The following is a 13,084-nucleotide window of genomic DNA, read 5'->3' on the forward strand; positions in this document are numbered from 1 at the left end:
CGCCGCCGGCCGGCGGTGCTGGGCGCCTGGGTGGTTCCCGCCCCTGCCCTGGCGCCGGGGTGGCTTGCCTTGGACCTGCCCGGCCCGCTCGCCGAGACCGGGCTGCTGGAAATCGTGCCGGAGGGGCCGGGGCTGCCACCGCTTTCGCGCGAAACACGGCCCGGCGCAGGCGGAGGCCTGGTGGGGCCCGCCCTGCGCGCCTGGGCCGCGCCGCCCGGTGGAGCCATGGTCAATCCGTCCTTCTGGACGCCAGAGGAAGTCGGCCTCCCCTGGCTCGCGCCCGGCACGGACCTGTTCCTGCCGCAGGCGGCCCGGACGGTGGCGCGGGTGCTGGCCGGCCGGCTCGACCCGGTGGCGGTCAGCGACGAGGCGCCCCGCCTTCTGCTGCGCGCGCCAGCCGGGCAGCGTGCGGCCGTGCTGCTGGCACAGATCCACCTGGCCAGGATCAACCGGATGCGGATCACGCTGGAAGCCGCCGGTGGTGAGGACGCGGCCGTGGCGGCCTGGATCCGCCCGCCGGAGGAAAGCCCCTTCGGCGCGGATGCCCTGGACCGGCCCGCGCCGGGGGCGGCCTGGACCGGCTGGCGGGAACCCCTGACGGGACGGCCGTGCTCTCCCTGCCTGCTTCCGCGCGGCTCGGAGGACGGGGAAGCCTTGTGATCGGCCTGCGCGCCGGTGGCGATGGCGCGGGGGGAAATCGAGGGGATCCGGCTATCGGCGGGGCCCGTGGAAGCGGTTCCCGGGGGGCGCGTGCCGGCACTGCCCCCAGCGACCCCGGCGCCTGCCGCCGAGCCACGCCCCCTTCCCGCACAGGCCGTCCATGGCCGGTCGTCCCTGCCCGCCCCGGGCTGCCCGGCATCATGGGGGCGATGCTGCGTCGGGACCTGGAGCCGGTCCCGCCGGCATCCGCCTCCGCGGGCAGGGACGGTCCGGCGGAGCCCGGCGCACCCGGCTCCCCCCTGCCGCGAAGCACCGCGCCGCGGTGACCGCCGGCGCCGCGGGCTTCCGCAGAACCGGGCCGGTTCAGACCCGCTCGATCACCATCGCGATTCCCTGGCCCACGCCGATGCACATGGTGCAGAGCGCATAGCGCCCGCCGCGCCGGTGCAGCTCGTGCACGGCCGTCTGCACCAGGCGCGCGCCGCTCATGCCCAGGGGATGACCGAGGGCGATCGCGCCGCCGTTCGGGTTCACGTGCTCCGCGTCATCCGGCAGGCCGAGATCGCGCGTCACGGCCAGGGCCTGGGCGGCGAAGGCCTCGTTCAGCTCGATCACGTCCATGTCGGACAGCTTCAGGCCCGCCTTCTCCAGCACCTTGCGGGTGGCCGGCGCGGGGCCGAAGCCCATGATGCGGGGCGGCACGCCGGCGGTGGCGCTGGCCACCACACGGGCACGTGGCGTCAGCCCCTGCCGGCGCGCCATCGCCTCGTCCGCGAGGATGATGGAGCAGGCGCCGTCGTTCACGCCGGAGGCATTGCCGGCGGTCACGGAGCCACCCTCCTTGCGGAAGGGCGCCGGCAGCTTCGCCAGGGCCTCCGCGGTGGTGTCGGGCCGCAGGTGCTCGTCGGCGGCGAAGACCACCGGGTCGCCCTTGCGGCGCGGGATGGTGACGGGAACGATCTCCTCCGCGAAGCGGCCGGCCTTCTGGGCGGCGCCGGCGCGCTGCTGGCTGCGCAGCGCGAAGGCGTCCTGGTCGGCGCGGCCGACCTGGAAGTCCTGCGCCACGTTCTCGGCCGTCTCGGGCATCGAATCCACGCCGTGCGCCTTCTTCATCAGCGGGTTCACGAAGCGCCAGCCGATGGTGGTGTCGTAGATCTCCGCTTGGCGGCCGAAGGCCTCGGCGCTCTTGCCCTGCACGAAGGGCGCGCGGGTCATGCTCTCCACCCCGCCCGCGATCATGAAGGAGGCCTCGCCGGCCTTGATGGCGCGGGCGGCGATGCCGACCGCATCCATGCCCGAGCCGCAGAGCCGGTTGACCGTGCTGCCGCCGATCGTGTCCGGCAGCCCCGCCAGAAGCAGCGCCATGCGGGCGACGTTGCGGTTGTCCTCGCCGGCCTGGTTGGCGCAGCCATAGACGATGTCGTCCAGCGCGGCCCAGTCCACGCCCTCGTTGCGCGCCATCAAAGCCTTGAGCGGCACGGCGCCGAGGTCGTCGGGGCGCACGGCGGACAGGCCGCCGGCATAGCGCCCGATCGCGGTGCGGGCGGCGTCGCAGATGAAGGCCTCGGGCATGGCGGTCCCTCGTGGTTTGGGTTGGTGGTGGCAGGAAGCCCATCCGCGCGCCCCTGCCAAGGGGTGGCCCGCCGCTAGGCCGGGCGCCGAAGCGCCATCAGCGCGGCCAGCGAGATGAGCCCGACCCCACCGAAGATCCAGAGGGCGCCCAGCCCCATGCGCTCCAGCGCCAGGCCGAAGGCGAGCGGCGCCAGGGCCTGGATGAGGCGCATCGGGGCCAGGATGATCCCCTGCCGCGCCCCATAGCCCCGCGCCCCGAACAGCGCGAGCGGCAGGGTGCCGCGCACGATGGTGAGCAGCCCATTGCCCGCGCCGTGCACCAGCGCAAAGGCCGCCGGGCCCAGCCCCGCCGCCAGCGCCAGCGCCGCGAGGGGGTGCCCGGCCGTGGCCAGCCGCGCGGTGGCCAGCGGGTGCAGCCGGCGCAGCAGGGAAACATCCAGAACGCGGGCGAGCACCTGCATCGGCCCCACAAGGCTCGCGGCCGCCAGGGCCGCTTCCGGCGAGGCGCCGCTCCGGCCGAGCAGCCCCGGCAGGTGCGCCGCCATGGCGGCGATGTTGAAGCCAGAGCCGGTCAGGGCCAGGGCGAGAAGGGCGAGCTGGCCCCAGCCGGCGGCGCCCTCGGGTTCCTCCGTGCTCGGCGAAACCGGTGCCGGCGGGGGCGAGGCGGGCACAAGCAGGAGGTGCAGCGGCAGCGCCAGGCCGAGCTGAAGCAGCGCCCAGATCAGGCAGGCGCCGCGCCAGCCGAATTCCGCGCTCAGCCACGCGGTCAGCGGCCAGCCGATGGTGCTGGCGAAGCCCGCCATCATGGCCACCCCGGAGATCGGCCCGCGCGCGTCCTTTCCATACAGGCCCGCGAGCGTGGCGAAGGCCGCATCGTAGAGGCCGAGCGCCATGCCGAGCCCCATCAGCCCCCAGCCGAGGAAGAGCACCAGCGGCCAGCCGGCCGGCGAGACGGCGAGCACCGCGAGGCCGGCCGCGAGGGCCAGGTTGGAGCAGGCCAGCACCCCCCGCCCCCCGTTGTGGTCGATCACCCGCCCCACCCAGGGGCCGAGCAGCGCGGTCAGCAGGAGGGAGGCGGAGAATGCCCCGAAGATGGCGCTGGGAGGCAGGCCGAAGTCATCGGCCATGGGCGCCGCCACGATCGCTGGCAGGTAGTAGGAGCAGGCCCAGGCCAGGGTCTGCGCGGCGCCGAGCGCGCCCACCACCCGGCGGCGGCCGTGTCCGGGCGCTGACACCCCATTCGGTTCGCTGCTTCGCACCGGCGCATGAAGCGTGATCGGCGGTGCCTCGGCAAGGGAGCGCCGCTAGGCATCCTGGAAGATGGCCCGCGCCAGGACCGTGCTCTCCCCCGGCGGGTTCAGGTGCAGGGCCAGGCCGGTGCCGCGGAGCCGCTGCGCTTCCATCTCGAGCGCGGCGCGGAGTTTCCGCACCGCGCCGGCCGGAACGGCGACGGACCAGCAGGGCCGGGATGCCCCGGGTTCCGGCAGCACGGCGGCCCGGGCCTCGCTCGCCAGGATGGCTTCGACGCGCTGCCCGATGAAGTGGCGGCGGGCCGCGCGGGCGAGCCCGGCGAGGCCGCCGCAGGCGAGGCCCCGGTCCCCGGCGCGGAGCCAGTCGGCGTGGCGCGGGGCGTCCTCCTCCATCGCCAGAGCCACCTCCCGGCACCCCGCGATGGCCCGGAGGGCCGCGGCCAGCCTGGCTTCCCGCGCGACGAGCCAGGCCCGCAGATCCGCAGGGCCGCCGAACGGCAGGGGCTCGGGAAGGCGCAGCGCGGAAGGCGGCAGCCGGCCCGCACCGCCCTGCCCCGCCAGCAGGCCTGTCACCCGTCCGACCCGCACCGCCAGCAGCCCGGGGGCCTTACGGAGGCCGATGCCGAGCAGAACGGGGGGCGCCGCGGGGTCCATCGCAACAGAGTGCCGCCGAAGAGTGAAGGAGAGATTGATGCCCGTCCCTCCACATCGGGGTGACCGCCCTTCCACAATTGCCTCACGTGATTGTAGTCTGCGCGCAATGCGGGTCATCTAGCCCCCGTCCAGGCGCGACGGGGAGGGAACACGCGATGCGGGAAGGGCTCGTCCGAGCTTTCCGGCTGGCCGCCCCATCGGCCACCTCCACCGGCCGCGACAGCCGACAAGCCCGCGCCGGATGGCGCGAGAAAGGGCGCGATGCAGAGAAAGGTGATCTTCCAGGGCAGGCTGCTTCCCCTGGCCCTGCTGGCGCCGCAGCTTGCCATCACGGTCATGTTCTTCTTCTGGCCGGCGGGGCGGGCGATCTACCAGTCCCTGCTGCGCGAGGATGCCTTCGGGCTTTCCTCCGAATTCGTGGGGCTGGAAAATTTCCAGGATGTGCTGTCCGACCCCAACTGGCTGAACGCCGCCCTGAACAGCCTGGTCTTCTCCGGCTGCGTGGCCGGCCTCGCACTGGGCCTCGCGCTTTTCCTGGCGGTGCAGGCCGACAAGTCGCTGCGGGGGGTGACGATCTACCGGAGCCTGCTGATCTGGCCCTATGCGGTGGCGCCAGCGGTGGCGGCGGTGCTGTGGCTGTTCCTGTTCCAGCCGCAGGTGGGGCTGATCGGGCGATGGCTGAACGCTGTCGGCATCGGCTGGGACTACCGGCTGAACGGGCGTGACGCGATGATCCTGATCGTGATCGCGGCGGCCTGGAAGCAGGTCGCCTACAACTTCATCTTCTTCCTGGCCGGCCTGCAATCCATACCGGCCAGCGTGCTGGAGGCGGCCGCGATCGACGGGGCCCGGCCTACCCGCCGCTTCTGGTCGATCATCTTCCCCCTGCTCTCGCCCACCACCTTCTTCCTGCTGGTGGTGAACCTGACCTACGCCTTCTTCGAGACCTTCGGCATCATCCACGCCCTCACCAGCGGCGGGCCGGGGCAGGCGACGGAGACGCTGATCTACAAGGTCTATGTGGACGGGGTGCAGAACCTGAACCTCGGCCTGTCCTCGGCGCAGAGCGTCATCCTGATGGTTCTGGTGATCGCGCTGACGGCGGTGCAGTTCCGCGCCGTCGAGAAGAAGGTGCACTACTGATGGAGGGCACCGCCGCCCCTGCCCCGGCGATCCCCCCGGCGGCGCCGCTGGCCGAGCCGATCCGCAACGACGCGCTGCTGCGCGCGACGCGGCGGCGGCGGGTCGTCTCGCGCCTTATCGCCCATGGGGCGCTGCTGCTGGGCGTGCTGATCGTCGCCTTCCCGATCTGGATGACCCTGGTCGGCTCCACGCATGATGCCAACACCATCGGGCGGGGCGACGTGCCGCTCCTGCCCGGCATCCACGCCGCCGAGAACTACGCCACCGCCTGGAACGAGGGCGGCGGGCGCACCCACACGACACCTGCCTCGGTCATGCTGCGCAACAGCCTGATCATGGCGGTGGCCATCGCGATCGGAAAGATCGCCATCTCCATCCTGTCCGCCTACGCCGTGGTGTTCTTCGCCTTCCCCGGGCGGGTGCTGGCCTTCTGGGCGATCTTCATCACGCTGATGCTGCCGGTGGAGGTGCGGATCATCCCGACCTTCCAGGTGATCGTGGACCTCAACCTCGGCAACACCTGGCCGGGGCTGGTGATCCCCCTGATTGCCTCGGCCACGGCGACGCTGCTGTTCCGCCAGTTCTTTCTCACCATTCCCGACGAGTTCGTGGAGGCCGCCAAGATCGACGGCGCCGGGCCGCTGCGCTTCCTGAAGGATGTCGTGCTTCCGTTGTCGCTGACCAACATCGCGGCGCTCTTCGTCATCCTCTTCATCTACGGCTGGAACCAGTATCTCTGGCCGCTGCTGATCATCAACGACCGCTCCATGGAGACGATCGTGGTGGGCCTTTCCAAGATGATCGGGCGCGGCGACTCGCAGAACGAATGGAACACCATCATGGCGACCGCCGTGCTGGCCCTGCTGCCCCCCGTGCTCGTGGTGGCGCTGATGCAGCGCTGGTTCGTGCGCGGCCTGACCGAGACCGAGAAATAACCCGATGGCCACCCTGTCCCTCCGCGACGTCAAGAAGTCCTTTGCCGCCACATCCGTGCTGCATGGCATCGACCTGGAGGTGGCCGACGGCGAGCTGGTCGTGATCGTCGGCGCCTCCGGCTGCGGCAAGTCCACCCTGCTGCGCATCGTGGCGGGGCTGGAGACGCCGACCTCCGGACAGGTGGTCATCAACGGGCGCGACGTGACGGGGCTGGAGCCGGCCGACCGCGACATCGCCATGGTGTTCCAGAACTATGCGCTCTACCCGCACATGACGGTGTTCGGGAACATGGCCTATGGCCTGAAGATCCGCGGCATGGCCAAGGCGGAGATCCAGCGCAGGGTGGCCGCCGCGGCCGAGATCCTGGGGATCGGGCCGTTGCTGGAGAGAAAGCCGAAGCAGCTTTCGGGCGGGCAGCGCCAGCGCGTGGCGATGGGCCGGGCGATCGTGCGCGAGCCCGCGCTGTTCCTGTTCGACGAGCCGCTCTCCAACCTCGACGCCAAGCTGCGGGTGCAGATGCGCGCCGAGATCCGCCGCCTGCAGCGCCGCCTGGGCGTCACGTCGCTGTTCGTGACGCATGACCAGGTGGAGGCGATGACGCTGGGCGACCGGCTGGTGGTGATGAACGCGGGCCGGCCGGCGCAGGTGGCACCACCGATGGAGATCTTCTCCCGCCCCGCCGACATCTATGTGGCGGGCTTCATCGGCAGCCCCTCCATGAACTTCATCCCGGCCTCGCTCGACCAGGGCAACGGGTCCGCCCGCCTCGCGGACGGCACGCTGATCCCCTTCGCGGATGGTCCTCGCAAGGGGACGGCGGGCATGCCGATCACCCTCGGGCTGCGGCCGGAGCATGTGGAGCCCGGCGACGGCCCCGGTTCCATCCAGCTGTCGGTGGAGCTGATCGAGCCCCTCGGTTCGGAGACGGTTGTGCATGGGCGCGCGCCCGGCGGCATGGCGGTCACGGCCCGCATGCCCGGCGCCTTCACGGGCGACCGGCTTCCCGTGCGCCTGCCGCCCGCGCAGCTGCACGTGTTCGACGCCGACAGCGGCCGCCGCCTCGATCCCTGAGGGGACAGGGTTGCGGAACCCCTTCCGGATGCGCCGCGCGCCCGCTACCCATTGCCGGGATGGACGACCGGCATGACACGACCCCCTCCCCCGGCTCCTTGAGGGAGGAGGCCGCCCGGGCGTGGCGGGGGGGCATGCCCGAGGAGGCGGCCCGGCTCTACGGCGAGGCGGCCGCCCTCTCGCCCTCCGGTTGGGAGGACCTTCTTCTTCAGGGTCATGCGCTGCGGGCCGCGCGCCGGACGGGCGCGGCGCTCGCGGCCTATACGGCGGCCGTCGCGGCGGCACCGGGGGAGCCCTCGGCCGAGCTGCACCGCGGCCACGCGCTGCGGCTGCTCGGGCGGCCCGAGGAGGCGCGGCGGGCCTATGGGCTGGCGCTTGCGGCAGGGCCCGGCGCGCCGGCCGGCGAGGAGGCGCGGCACGCGCTGGACCAGATGAGCGCCGGCGGGGCCGGCCCACCGGAACCGCCCGGCCCCGGCGCGGAAACGGCGGCCGCGGACCATCCGGGCGACGATCCCCCTGCCGGGGAAATGCCACCGGCGCCGCTGGCCGAGGCGGCCAGCGCGCCGGCGGCCCCGGCCGCGATGCCCGGGCCGCCGCTCGGTGCGATCGCCTTCGACGTCAGCGACCTCCTGATCCATTTCCAGGGTCGCCGGACCCTGACGGGCATCCAGCGCGTTCAGGCCAGTGCCCTCTCGGCCGCCCTGCGATCCGGTGCCCCGCGGCGCGGCGGGGAGGATCCGCGCTTCCTTGCCTTCGAGCAGGGCCGTGGCGGCTGGCGCGCGGTGCCGGCCGAGGACCTTTCGCGCCTGCTGGACGTGGCGGCCGCCGGCGCGGATCAGGCCGATCCCGACTGGATCGCCGCCCGCGACGCCGTGCCGGTCACGGCCCCCGGCGTCGCGCCCCACGCCTTCACCGAGGGCGAGATGCTCGTGAACCTCGGCAATTCCTGGGGCATCCCCGGCTATGTCCGCGCCCTGCGCGCGGCGCAGCGGGCGCGCGGGGTGCGCTATGTCCCGTTCCTGCACGACTGCGTGCCGCTGGTCATGCCCGAGCACTGCGTCCGGGTGCTGGTTCAGGACTATGCCCGTTGGTTCGCGGCCATGGGGGTGCACGCCCATGGCATCCTGTGCAACTCGGAGGCGACGCGTGCCGACGGGCGGAGGTTCCTCGATGAACTGCTGCCCGGGCTGAACCTGCCCATGGCGGTGGTGCGGCTGGACGCCGACCCGCGCGGTTCCATGCAGCCCGATCCGGCCGCGCTGGAGGGAACGCGCGCACCGAGGCCGCCGGAGCCCTATGTTCTGTTCGTGGCGACGATCGAGAGCCGCAAGGACCACCTGACGGTGTTCCGCGCCTGGCTCGCCCTGTTGCGGCGGCACGGCGCGGCGCGCATTCCGCGGCTGGTCTGCGTCGGCGCCGCCGGCTGGCACGCGGAGGCCGCGATGAACCTGCTGGCGGGAAGCCCGGAGCTGTCGCGCCAGGTGGTGCTGCTGCACGGCATCTCCGACGGCGCGCTGGCCGCGTTGTACAGGGACTGCCTGTTCACGCTCTACAACTCGCACCACGAGGGCTGGGGGCTTCCCGTCACGGAGAGCGTGGCCTGGGGCAAGGTGCCGGTGGTGCCGCGCCATTCGGCCCTGGTGGAATCGGGGGCGGGCGCCGCGGTCTTCGTGGAGCCGCAGAGCGACCACAGCATGGCGGCTGCGGTGGAGCGGCTGCTGTTCGAGCCCGGTGCCCTCGCGGAGGCCGAGCGCGCCGTGTCGGTGCTGGGTGCGCCCCGCAGCTGGGACGACCTGCTGGCCGAGGTCGTGGAGCGGCTGGAGGAGTTCGCCACCGCCGCGGTGCCGCCGCCGGGTGAGCGGATCGCGCTGCCGCCCGGCCTCCGCATCCCCTTCCGCCGGACCGATTCGACGCGGCCGGACATGACCATGGCCTTGTCCGAAGTCATCCGTGACGGGGCGGGCTGGGGCATGCCGGAGGATTGGGGCACCCCCATGGCGAGGCCGGTCGCGCGCCTGCGCCTGCCGCTGCCGCCGGGCGTCTCCGGACCCATGCGCTTGCAGCTGGAGTTGCGCGGCAGCGGAGGCACGCCGGTCGCCTTCGCGCTGCGGGTGGACTCGGCGGCGGGGGGGAGCGGAACCCTCGCCAGCCCGCCGGAAGGCGACTTCGCCACCGCCCTTCCCGTGGTGCTGGCGGAAGGGGCGCGCCGGCTCGAACTGGAGCTGGAGGCACCGGTGGGCACGGGGTTGCGCGCCCTGACGATCTGCCGGGAAGACGACCTTCTCGCCCGCCTCGAATTTCTGGAGCGGCAGAGGCTGCCGCCCGTGCGGGTGGACTGAACGGCGGGCGGAATACAGCCGGAAGTTGCTGGAGTGTTAACGGGGGGCCAGGCGAAACTGCGGCATGCGCATCGCCCCCCGTGCTTCGTTGCCCCCGCGCCGCTTAACCCGGGATTTACGCCTTTCGGGCACGATCCTTCGCATGATCAGCACCAATTCCCTGGCCGCCTTCACGCAGGACGTGTCGCGAGCCGCTGGAGTCGGGGATGTCCGCCCGGTGCGCGCGAATGCGGCCCGCAGCACCGAAGGTGCCGCGCAGGCGGCGCCCGCCCAGCGACTGCTCGAGGCAGTGCCGCCCAAGCCCACCACCCCGCTGCCGCGCGGCTCGCTGCTCGACCTCCGCGTCTGAACGGCCGTCCCGGCCTGTTCGATCGGATGGAAAGGGGTTGTGGCACCCGGGGGCGGACGTCATGTTTCCCCGCATGGCCGGACAGTTCGAGAAGATCAGGCATGATGGCGACGATCGCGAGCGCCTGACCTGCCGCGACTGCGGCTTCGTTGCCTATGAGAACCCCAAGGTCGTGGTAGGCTCCGTGGTCGCCGTCGATGGTGGCGTGCTGCTTTGCCGCCGCGCGATCGAGCCGCGCTCGGGCTTCTGGACCCTGCCGGCCGGCTATCTCGAGATGCACGAGACGGTGGAGGAAGGCGCCCGGCGCGAGGCGTGGGAGGAAGCTCAGGCGCGCATTGCGCTGGAAGGCGTGCTCGCCATCTACTCCATCGCCCGCCTGGGGCAGGTGCAGGTCATGTTCCGCGCCCATCTGGCGGAGCCGGGCTTCTCACCGGGACCGGAAAGCCTCGATGTGCAGGTTTTTTCCTGGAACGAGATTCCCTGGGCGGAAATCGCCTTCCCCACCGTTCGCTGGGCGTTGCAGTCTTGGCATGAGGGCGCCGGGCATCCCGGGCCTCCAGTGTTCAACCCGGCCGAGGACGCGCGCGGAACACGCCCGCTGCCCGGGGCCGCCATGGTCGGAGGTGCCGGATGATCGTCGGCCTCGCCCTGTCCGCCTTCCTGTTCGGCGCCGCCCCCGCCGAGGCGTCCCCCCTCCTTCTGGCGCAGGCTGGGGAGGCACCGGCGCGGGCCATGCCGTCTGCCGGCACCCAGCCGGCACGCCGGCGCCCGCCCCGCCGCCGCGCGGTTCGCCGCCAGCCCGCCCCGCCCGTGGCCGAGGCACCGCCACCCGCGCCTCCGCCCGTTCCGCAGGCGGAGATCGCGCCCATGCCGAACCGCTCGATCGAGGGGCCGCGGCCCCCGGCTGAGCGGCAGGTGACCCGCCTGCGGCCGGACCTGATCGAGCCGCGCAGCCTGCCGGACAGCCGCCGCCAGTCCGGGGGCAACAGCAGCTACACCGAGCGCCAGGACCGCCTCTACCGCGATCCCGCCGCCGGTGCGCGGCTGGAGATCCCCTTCTCCTACTGAGCGGCGGGCCGCTGCGCGCGCCCGGGGGTCCAGACATCGTCCGGCGTCGCCCAGAGCGCGGGGTCGCGCAGGCCGCGCGCCAGGGCCTCGGCGATGGCGTCCAGGATGCGCTCGCCCTTCTCGGCCGTCGCGGCGCGCGGATCGCCGCGCACGCCCGTGCCCGGGGCGCGCTCGGCGAAGGACCAGAAGCGCTGGAAGGCGCTGCCGCCGACGGAGGGGCCGCCGTTGGAGAGCGCCCCCTCCACCTTGTCCCGCCGCACCTGGTCGGGATCGAGGGCGAGCCAGAGGCTGGTTTCGGCCTCGCAGGCATGCTGCGTGGCGGACTGCGTTTCGAGGATGCCCGCGATGGCCGCGGCGGCCGCCTGGTGCACGGTGGCGGCGACCACGGGCATGCCCATCTCCGCGCCCAGCTCGCGCGCGATCACCTGCAGGGGCTCGATGTTGCCGCCATGCGAGTTGGACAGGAACAGCTTGCGGAAGCCGCAGGCCCGGATGGACCGCGCCACGCAGGCGATCACCGCCTGCATGGTGCGGAAGTCGAGGCTGATGGTCCCGCCGAAGGGCAGGTGGTGCTCGCTGATGCCCTGCCACATCGGCGGCAGCACCAGGGTCGGCGCGTCCTCCGCCACCAGCTCGGCGGCGCGGATGCAGGCGGCGTGGCCGATCAGGCTGTCGGTCCAGACCGGCAGGTGCGGGCCGTGCTGCTCCAGCGCGGCGACGGGCAGCATGACCACGGCGTCGCGCGCGGCCCATTCGTTGATCTCGGGCGCGGTCAGGCGCTCCCAGCGCACCTCGGGCATCAGGACAGGCCCACCAGGGAGCGGGCGTAGTCGCGCGCCTCGAAGGGGCGGAGGTCGGCGGCGGTTTCGCCCACGCCCACGGCATGGACGGGCAGGCCGAATTCCTCGGCCAGAGCCACCACCACGCCACCCTTCGCCGATCCGTCGAGCTTGGTCACCACCAGCCCCGTCACATCCACCATCTCGCGGAACACCTTGCACTGCTGCACGGCATTCTGGCCCGTGGTGGCATCCAGCACCAGCAGCACGGCATGGGGCACCTCCGCGTCCAGCTTGCGCAGCACGCGGACGATCTTGCGCAGCTCCTCCATCAGCCCGGCCTTGTTGTGCAGGCGCCCGGCGGTGTCGATCAGCAGGATGTCCGCCCCCTCGGCGCGCGCGCGCTGCAGGGAGTCATGGGCCAGGCCGGCGGCATCGGCGCCTTCCTTCGCGGGCGCGACGACGGTGCTGCCGGTCCGTTCGCCCCAGATCTGGAGCTGCTCCACGGCCGCGGCACGGAAGGTGTCGCCCGCGGCCATCATCACGCGGCGGCCGTCCGCGCGGAAGTTCTGGGCCAGCTTGGCGATGGTGGTGGTCTTGCCCGTGCCGTTCACGCCGACCACCAGGACAACATAGGGGCGCCTGTTCCAGTCGGGCCGGAAGGGCTCGGCGACGGGCGCCAGGATGGCAGCGATCTCCTCGGCCAGGGCGGCCTTCACCTCGTCCTCGCCCACCTCCTTGCCGAAGCGGGTCCGGCGGAAGCCGGCCACGATGCGCTGGGCGGCGGGCAGGCCGAGATCGGCGGAGATGAGGGTTTCCTCCAGCTCCTCCAGCGCGGCATCGTCCAGACGGCGCTTGCGGAAAAGGCCCGTCAGGTTCTCGGTGAGGCGCGCGGTGGAGCGGGACAGGCCGGCCTTGAGGCGCGCGAAGAAGCCGCCCGAGGGAGCCGCGGCCTCATCCGGCAGGTCGGCGGGAGAGGCGAGGTCGTCGGCCTCCTCCTCCACCGCGGGCACCCCGATCTCGGGTTCCTCGGGGATCCCGGGCATGGCAGGCCGCGGAGCGCGCGGAAAGTCGCCCTCCTCGGCCGGCAGCGGCGCGGGGCCGGGCGGGGTGAAGCCCGGCGTGCCCGGCACCGGGGGAAGGACATGGCCGGGCAGCGCGGCCTGGATGGGCGGGGGCGAGGCCGGCGGGTCGCCCACGGACGGGTCGGGCTCGGGCACCTGGTCCGGCGGGTCGGGTTCCCGGACGGGCTCCGGCGGCTCC

The 13,084-nt window shown here is 73.1% G+C and carries 13 protein-coding genes; 8 read left to right on the forward strand and 5 right to left on the reverse strand.

What is annotated here, in order from left to right; translation table 11 throughout:
- Window positions 1–15 precede the first annotated feature (15 nt).
- Window positions 16–660: a DUF6212 domain-containing protein gene (locus tag ACFFIC_RS01330; protein WP_377048212.1), complete on the forward strand. Its 645-nt coding sequence runs from the start codon at window positions 16–18 to the stop codon at window positions 658–660.
- Between the two features lie 363 nt (window positions 661–1,023).
- Here the strand turns inward: ACFFIC_RS01330 and pcaF are convergent, their stop codons facing one another.
- The 3 genes from pcaF to ACFFIC_RS01345 form a co-directional block, all read right to left on the reverse strand.
- Complete coding sequence (gene pcaF / locus ACFFIC_RS01335; RefSeq protein WP_377048213.1) at window positions 1,024–2,232, reverse strand: 3-oxoadipyl-CoA thiolase; 1,209 nt, start codon at window positions 2,230–2,232, stop codon at window positions 1,024–1,026.
- 74 nt (window positions 2,233–2,306) lie between these two features.
- Complete coding sequence (locus ACFFIC_RS01340; protein ID WP_377048214.1) at window positions 2,307–3,467, reverse strand: MFS transporter; 1,161 nt, start codon at window positions 3,465–3,467, stop codon at window positions 2,307–2,309.
- Window positions 3,468–3,536: 69 nt separating this feature from the next.
- Window positions 3,537–4,136: a hypothetical protein gene (locus ACFFIC_RS01345; protein WP_377048215.1), complete on the reverse strand. Its 600-nt coding sequence runs from the start codon at window positions 4,134–4,136 to the stop codon at window positions 3,537–3,539.
- A 261-nt stretch (window positions 4,137–4,397) separates the two neighbouring features.
- Between ACFFIC_RS01345 and ugpA the strand changes: the two genes are divergently transcribed.
- From ugpA to ACFFIC_RS01380, 7 genes are all read left to right on the forward strand, one after another.
- Window positions 4,398–5,279, forward strand: coding sequence for a sn-glycerol-3-phosphate ABC transporter permease UgpA (gene ugpA, locus ACFFIC_RS01350; RefSeq protein ID WP_377048216.1), 882 nt, complete (start codon window positions 4,398–4,400; stop codon window positions 5,277–5,279).
- Window positions 5,279–6,214, forward strand: a complete 936-nt coding sequence (gene ugpE / locus ACFFIC_RS01355; protein ID WP_377048217.1) for a sn-glycerol-3-phosphate ABC transporter permease UgpE — start codon at window positions 5,279–5,281, stop codon at window positions 6,212–6,214. The genes ugpA and ugpE overlap by 1 nt, the downstream gene beginning before the upstream one ends.
- A 4-nt stretch (window positions 6,215–6,218) precedes the next feature.
- Window positions 6,219–7,286: a sn-glycerol-3-phosphate ABC transporter ATP-binding protein UgpC gene (gene ugpC / locus ACFFIC_RS01360; protein ID WP_377048218.1), complete on the forward strand. Its 1,068-nt coding sequence runs from the start codon at window positions 6,219–6,221 to the stop codon at window positions 7,284–7,286.
- 134 nt (window positions 7,287–7,420) lie between these two features.
- Complete coding sequence (locus tag ACFFIC_RS01365) at window positions 7,421–9,625, forward strand: glycosyltransferase (RefSeq protein ID WP_377048219.1); 2,205 nt, start codon at window positions 7,421–7,423, stop codon at window positions 9,623–9,625.
- Between the two features lie 142 nt (window positions 9,626–9,767).
- A complete protein-coding gene (locus ACFFIC_RS01370; RefSeq protein ID WP_377048220.1) occupies window positions 9,768–9,974 on the forward strand; it encodes a hypothetical protein in 207 nt (68 codons plus the stop codon).
- A 61-nt stretch (window positions 9,975–10,035) separates the two neighbouring features.
- A complete protein-coding gene (locus ACFFIC_RS01375; RefSeq protein ID WP_377048221.1) occupies window positions 10,036–10,608 on the forward strand; it encodes an NUDIX domain-containing protein in 573 nt (190 codons plus the stop codon).
- Complete coding sequence (locus tag ACFFIC_RS01380) at window positions 10,605–11,042, forward strand: hypothetical protein (protein ID WP_377048222.1); 438 nt, start codon at window positions 10,605–10,607, stop codon at window positions 11,040–11,042. Before ACFFIC_RS01375 ends, ACFFIC_RS01380 begins: the two co-directional genes overlap by 4 nt.
- Here the strand turns inward: ACFFIC_RS01380 and ACFFIC_RS01385 are convergent.
- Together ACFFIC_RS01385 and ftsY are read right to left on the reverse strand one after the other, a co-directional pair.
- Complete coding sequence (locus ACFFIC_RS01385) at window positions 11,036–11,842, reverse strand: creatininase family protein (RefSeq protein ID WP_377048223.1); 807 nt, start codon at window positions 11,840–11,842, stop codon at window positions 11,036–11,038. The two genes, ACFFIC_RS01380 and ACFFIC_RS01385, sit on opposite strands and share 7 nt — an antisense overlap.
- Entirely contained in the window at window positions 11,842–12,867 is a 1,026-nt protein-coding gene (gene ftsY, locus ACFFIC_RS01390) for a signal recognition particle-docking protein FtsY (protein WP_377048278.1), read from the reverse strand. Before ftsY ends, ACFFIC_RS01385 begins: the two co-directional genes overlap by 1 nt.
- Window positions 12,868–13,084: the final 217 nt, after the last annotated feature.

This window comes from Muricoccus vinaceus, assembly GCF_042433125.1.
GTDB lineage: Bacteria > Pseudomonadota > Alphaproteobacteria > Acetobacterales > Acetobacteraceae > Roseomonas > Roseomonas vinacea.

What these genes read in the sequence shown, in the direction of transcription:
- pcaF (WP_377048213.1), bottom strand. Translation starts at nt 2,232, where the DNA reads ATGCCCGAGGCCTTCATCTGCGACGCCGCCCGCACCGCGATCGGGCGC.
- ACFFIC_RS01345 (WP_377048215.1), bottom strand. Translation starts at nt 4,136, where the DNA reads ATGGACCCCGCGGCGCCCCCCGTTCTGCTCGGCATCGGCCTCCGTAAG.
- ugpA (WP_377048216.1), top strand. Translation starts at nt 4,398, where the DNA reads ATGCAGAGAAAGGTGATCTTCCAGGGCAGGCTGCTTCCCCTGGCCCTG.
- ugpE (WP_377048217.1), top strand. Translation starts at nt 5,279, where the DNA reads ATGGAGGGCACCGCCGCCCCTGCCCCGGCGATCCCCCCGGCGGCGCCG.
- ugpC (WP_377048218.1), top strand. Translation starts at nt 6,219, where the DNA reads ATGGCCACCCTGTCCCTCCGCGACGTCAAGAAGTCCTTTGCCGCCACA.
- ACFFIC_RS01365 (WP_377048219.1), top strand. Translation starts at nt 7,421, where the DNA reads ATGCCCGAGGAGGCGGCCCGGCTCTACGGCGAGGCGGCCGCCCTCTCG.
- ACFFIC_RS01370 (WP_377048220.1), top strand. Translation starts at nt 9,768, where the DNA reads ATGATCAGCACCAATTCCCTGGCCGCCTTCACGCAGGACGTGTCGCGA.
- ACFFIC_RS01375 (WP_377048221.1), top strand. Translation starts at nt 10,036, where the DNA reads ATGTTTCCCCGCATGGCCGGACAGTTCGAGAAGATCAGGCATGATGGC.
- ACFFIC_RS01380 (WP_377048222.1), top strand. Translation starts at nt 10,605, where the DNA reads ATGATCGTCGGCCTCGCCCTGTCCGCCTTCCTGTTCGGCGCCGCCCCC.
- ACFFIC_RS01385 (WP_377048223.1), bottom strand. Translation starts at nt 11,842, where the DNA reads ATGCCCGAGGTGCGCTGGGAGCGCCTGACCGCGCCCGAGATCAACGAA.
- ftsY (WP_377048278.1), bottom strand. Translation starts at nt 12,867, where the DNA reads ATGCCCGGGATCCCCGAGGAACCCGAGATCGGGGTGCCCGCGGTGGAG.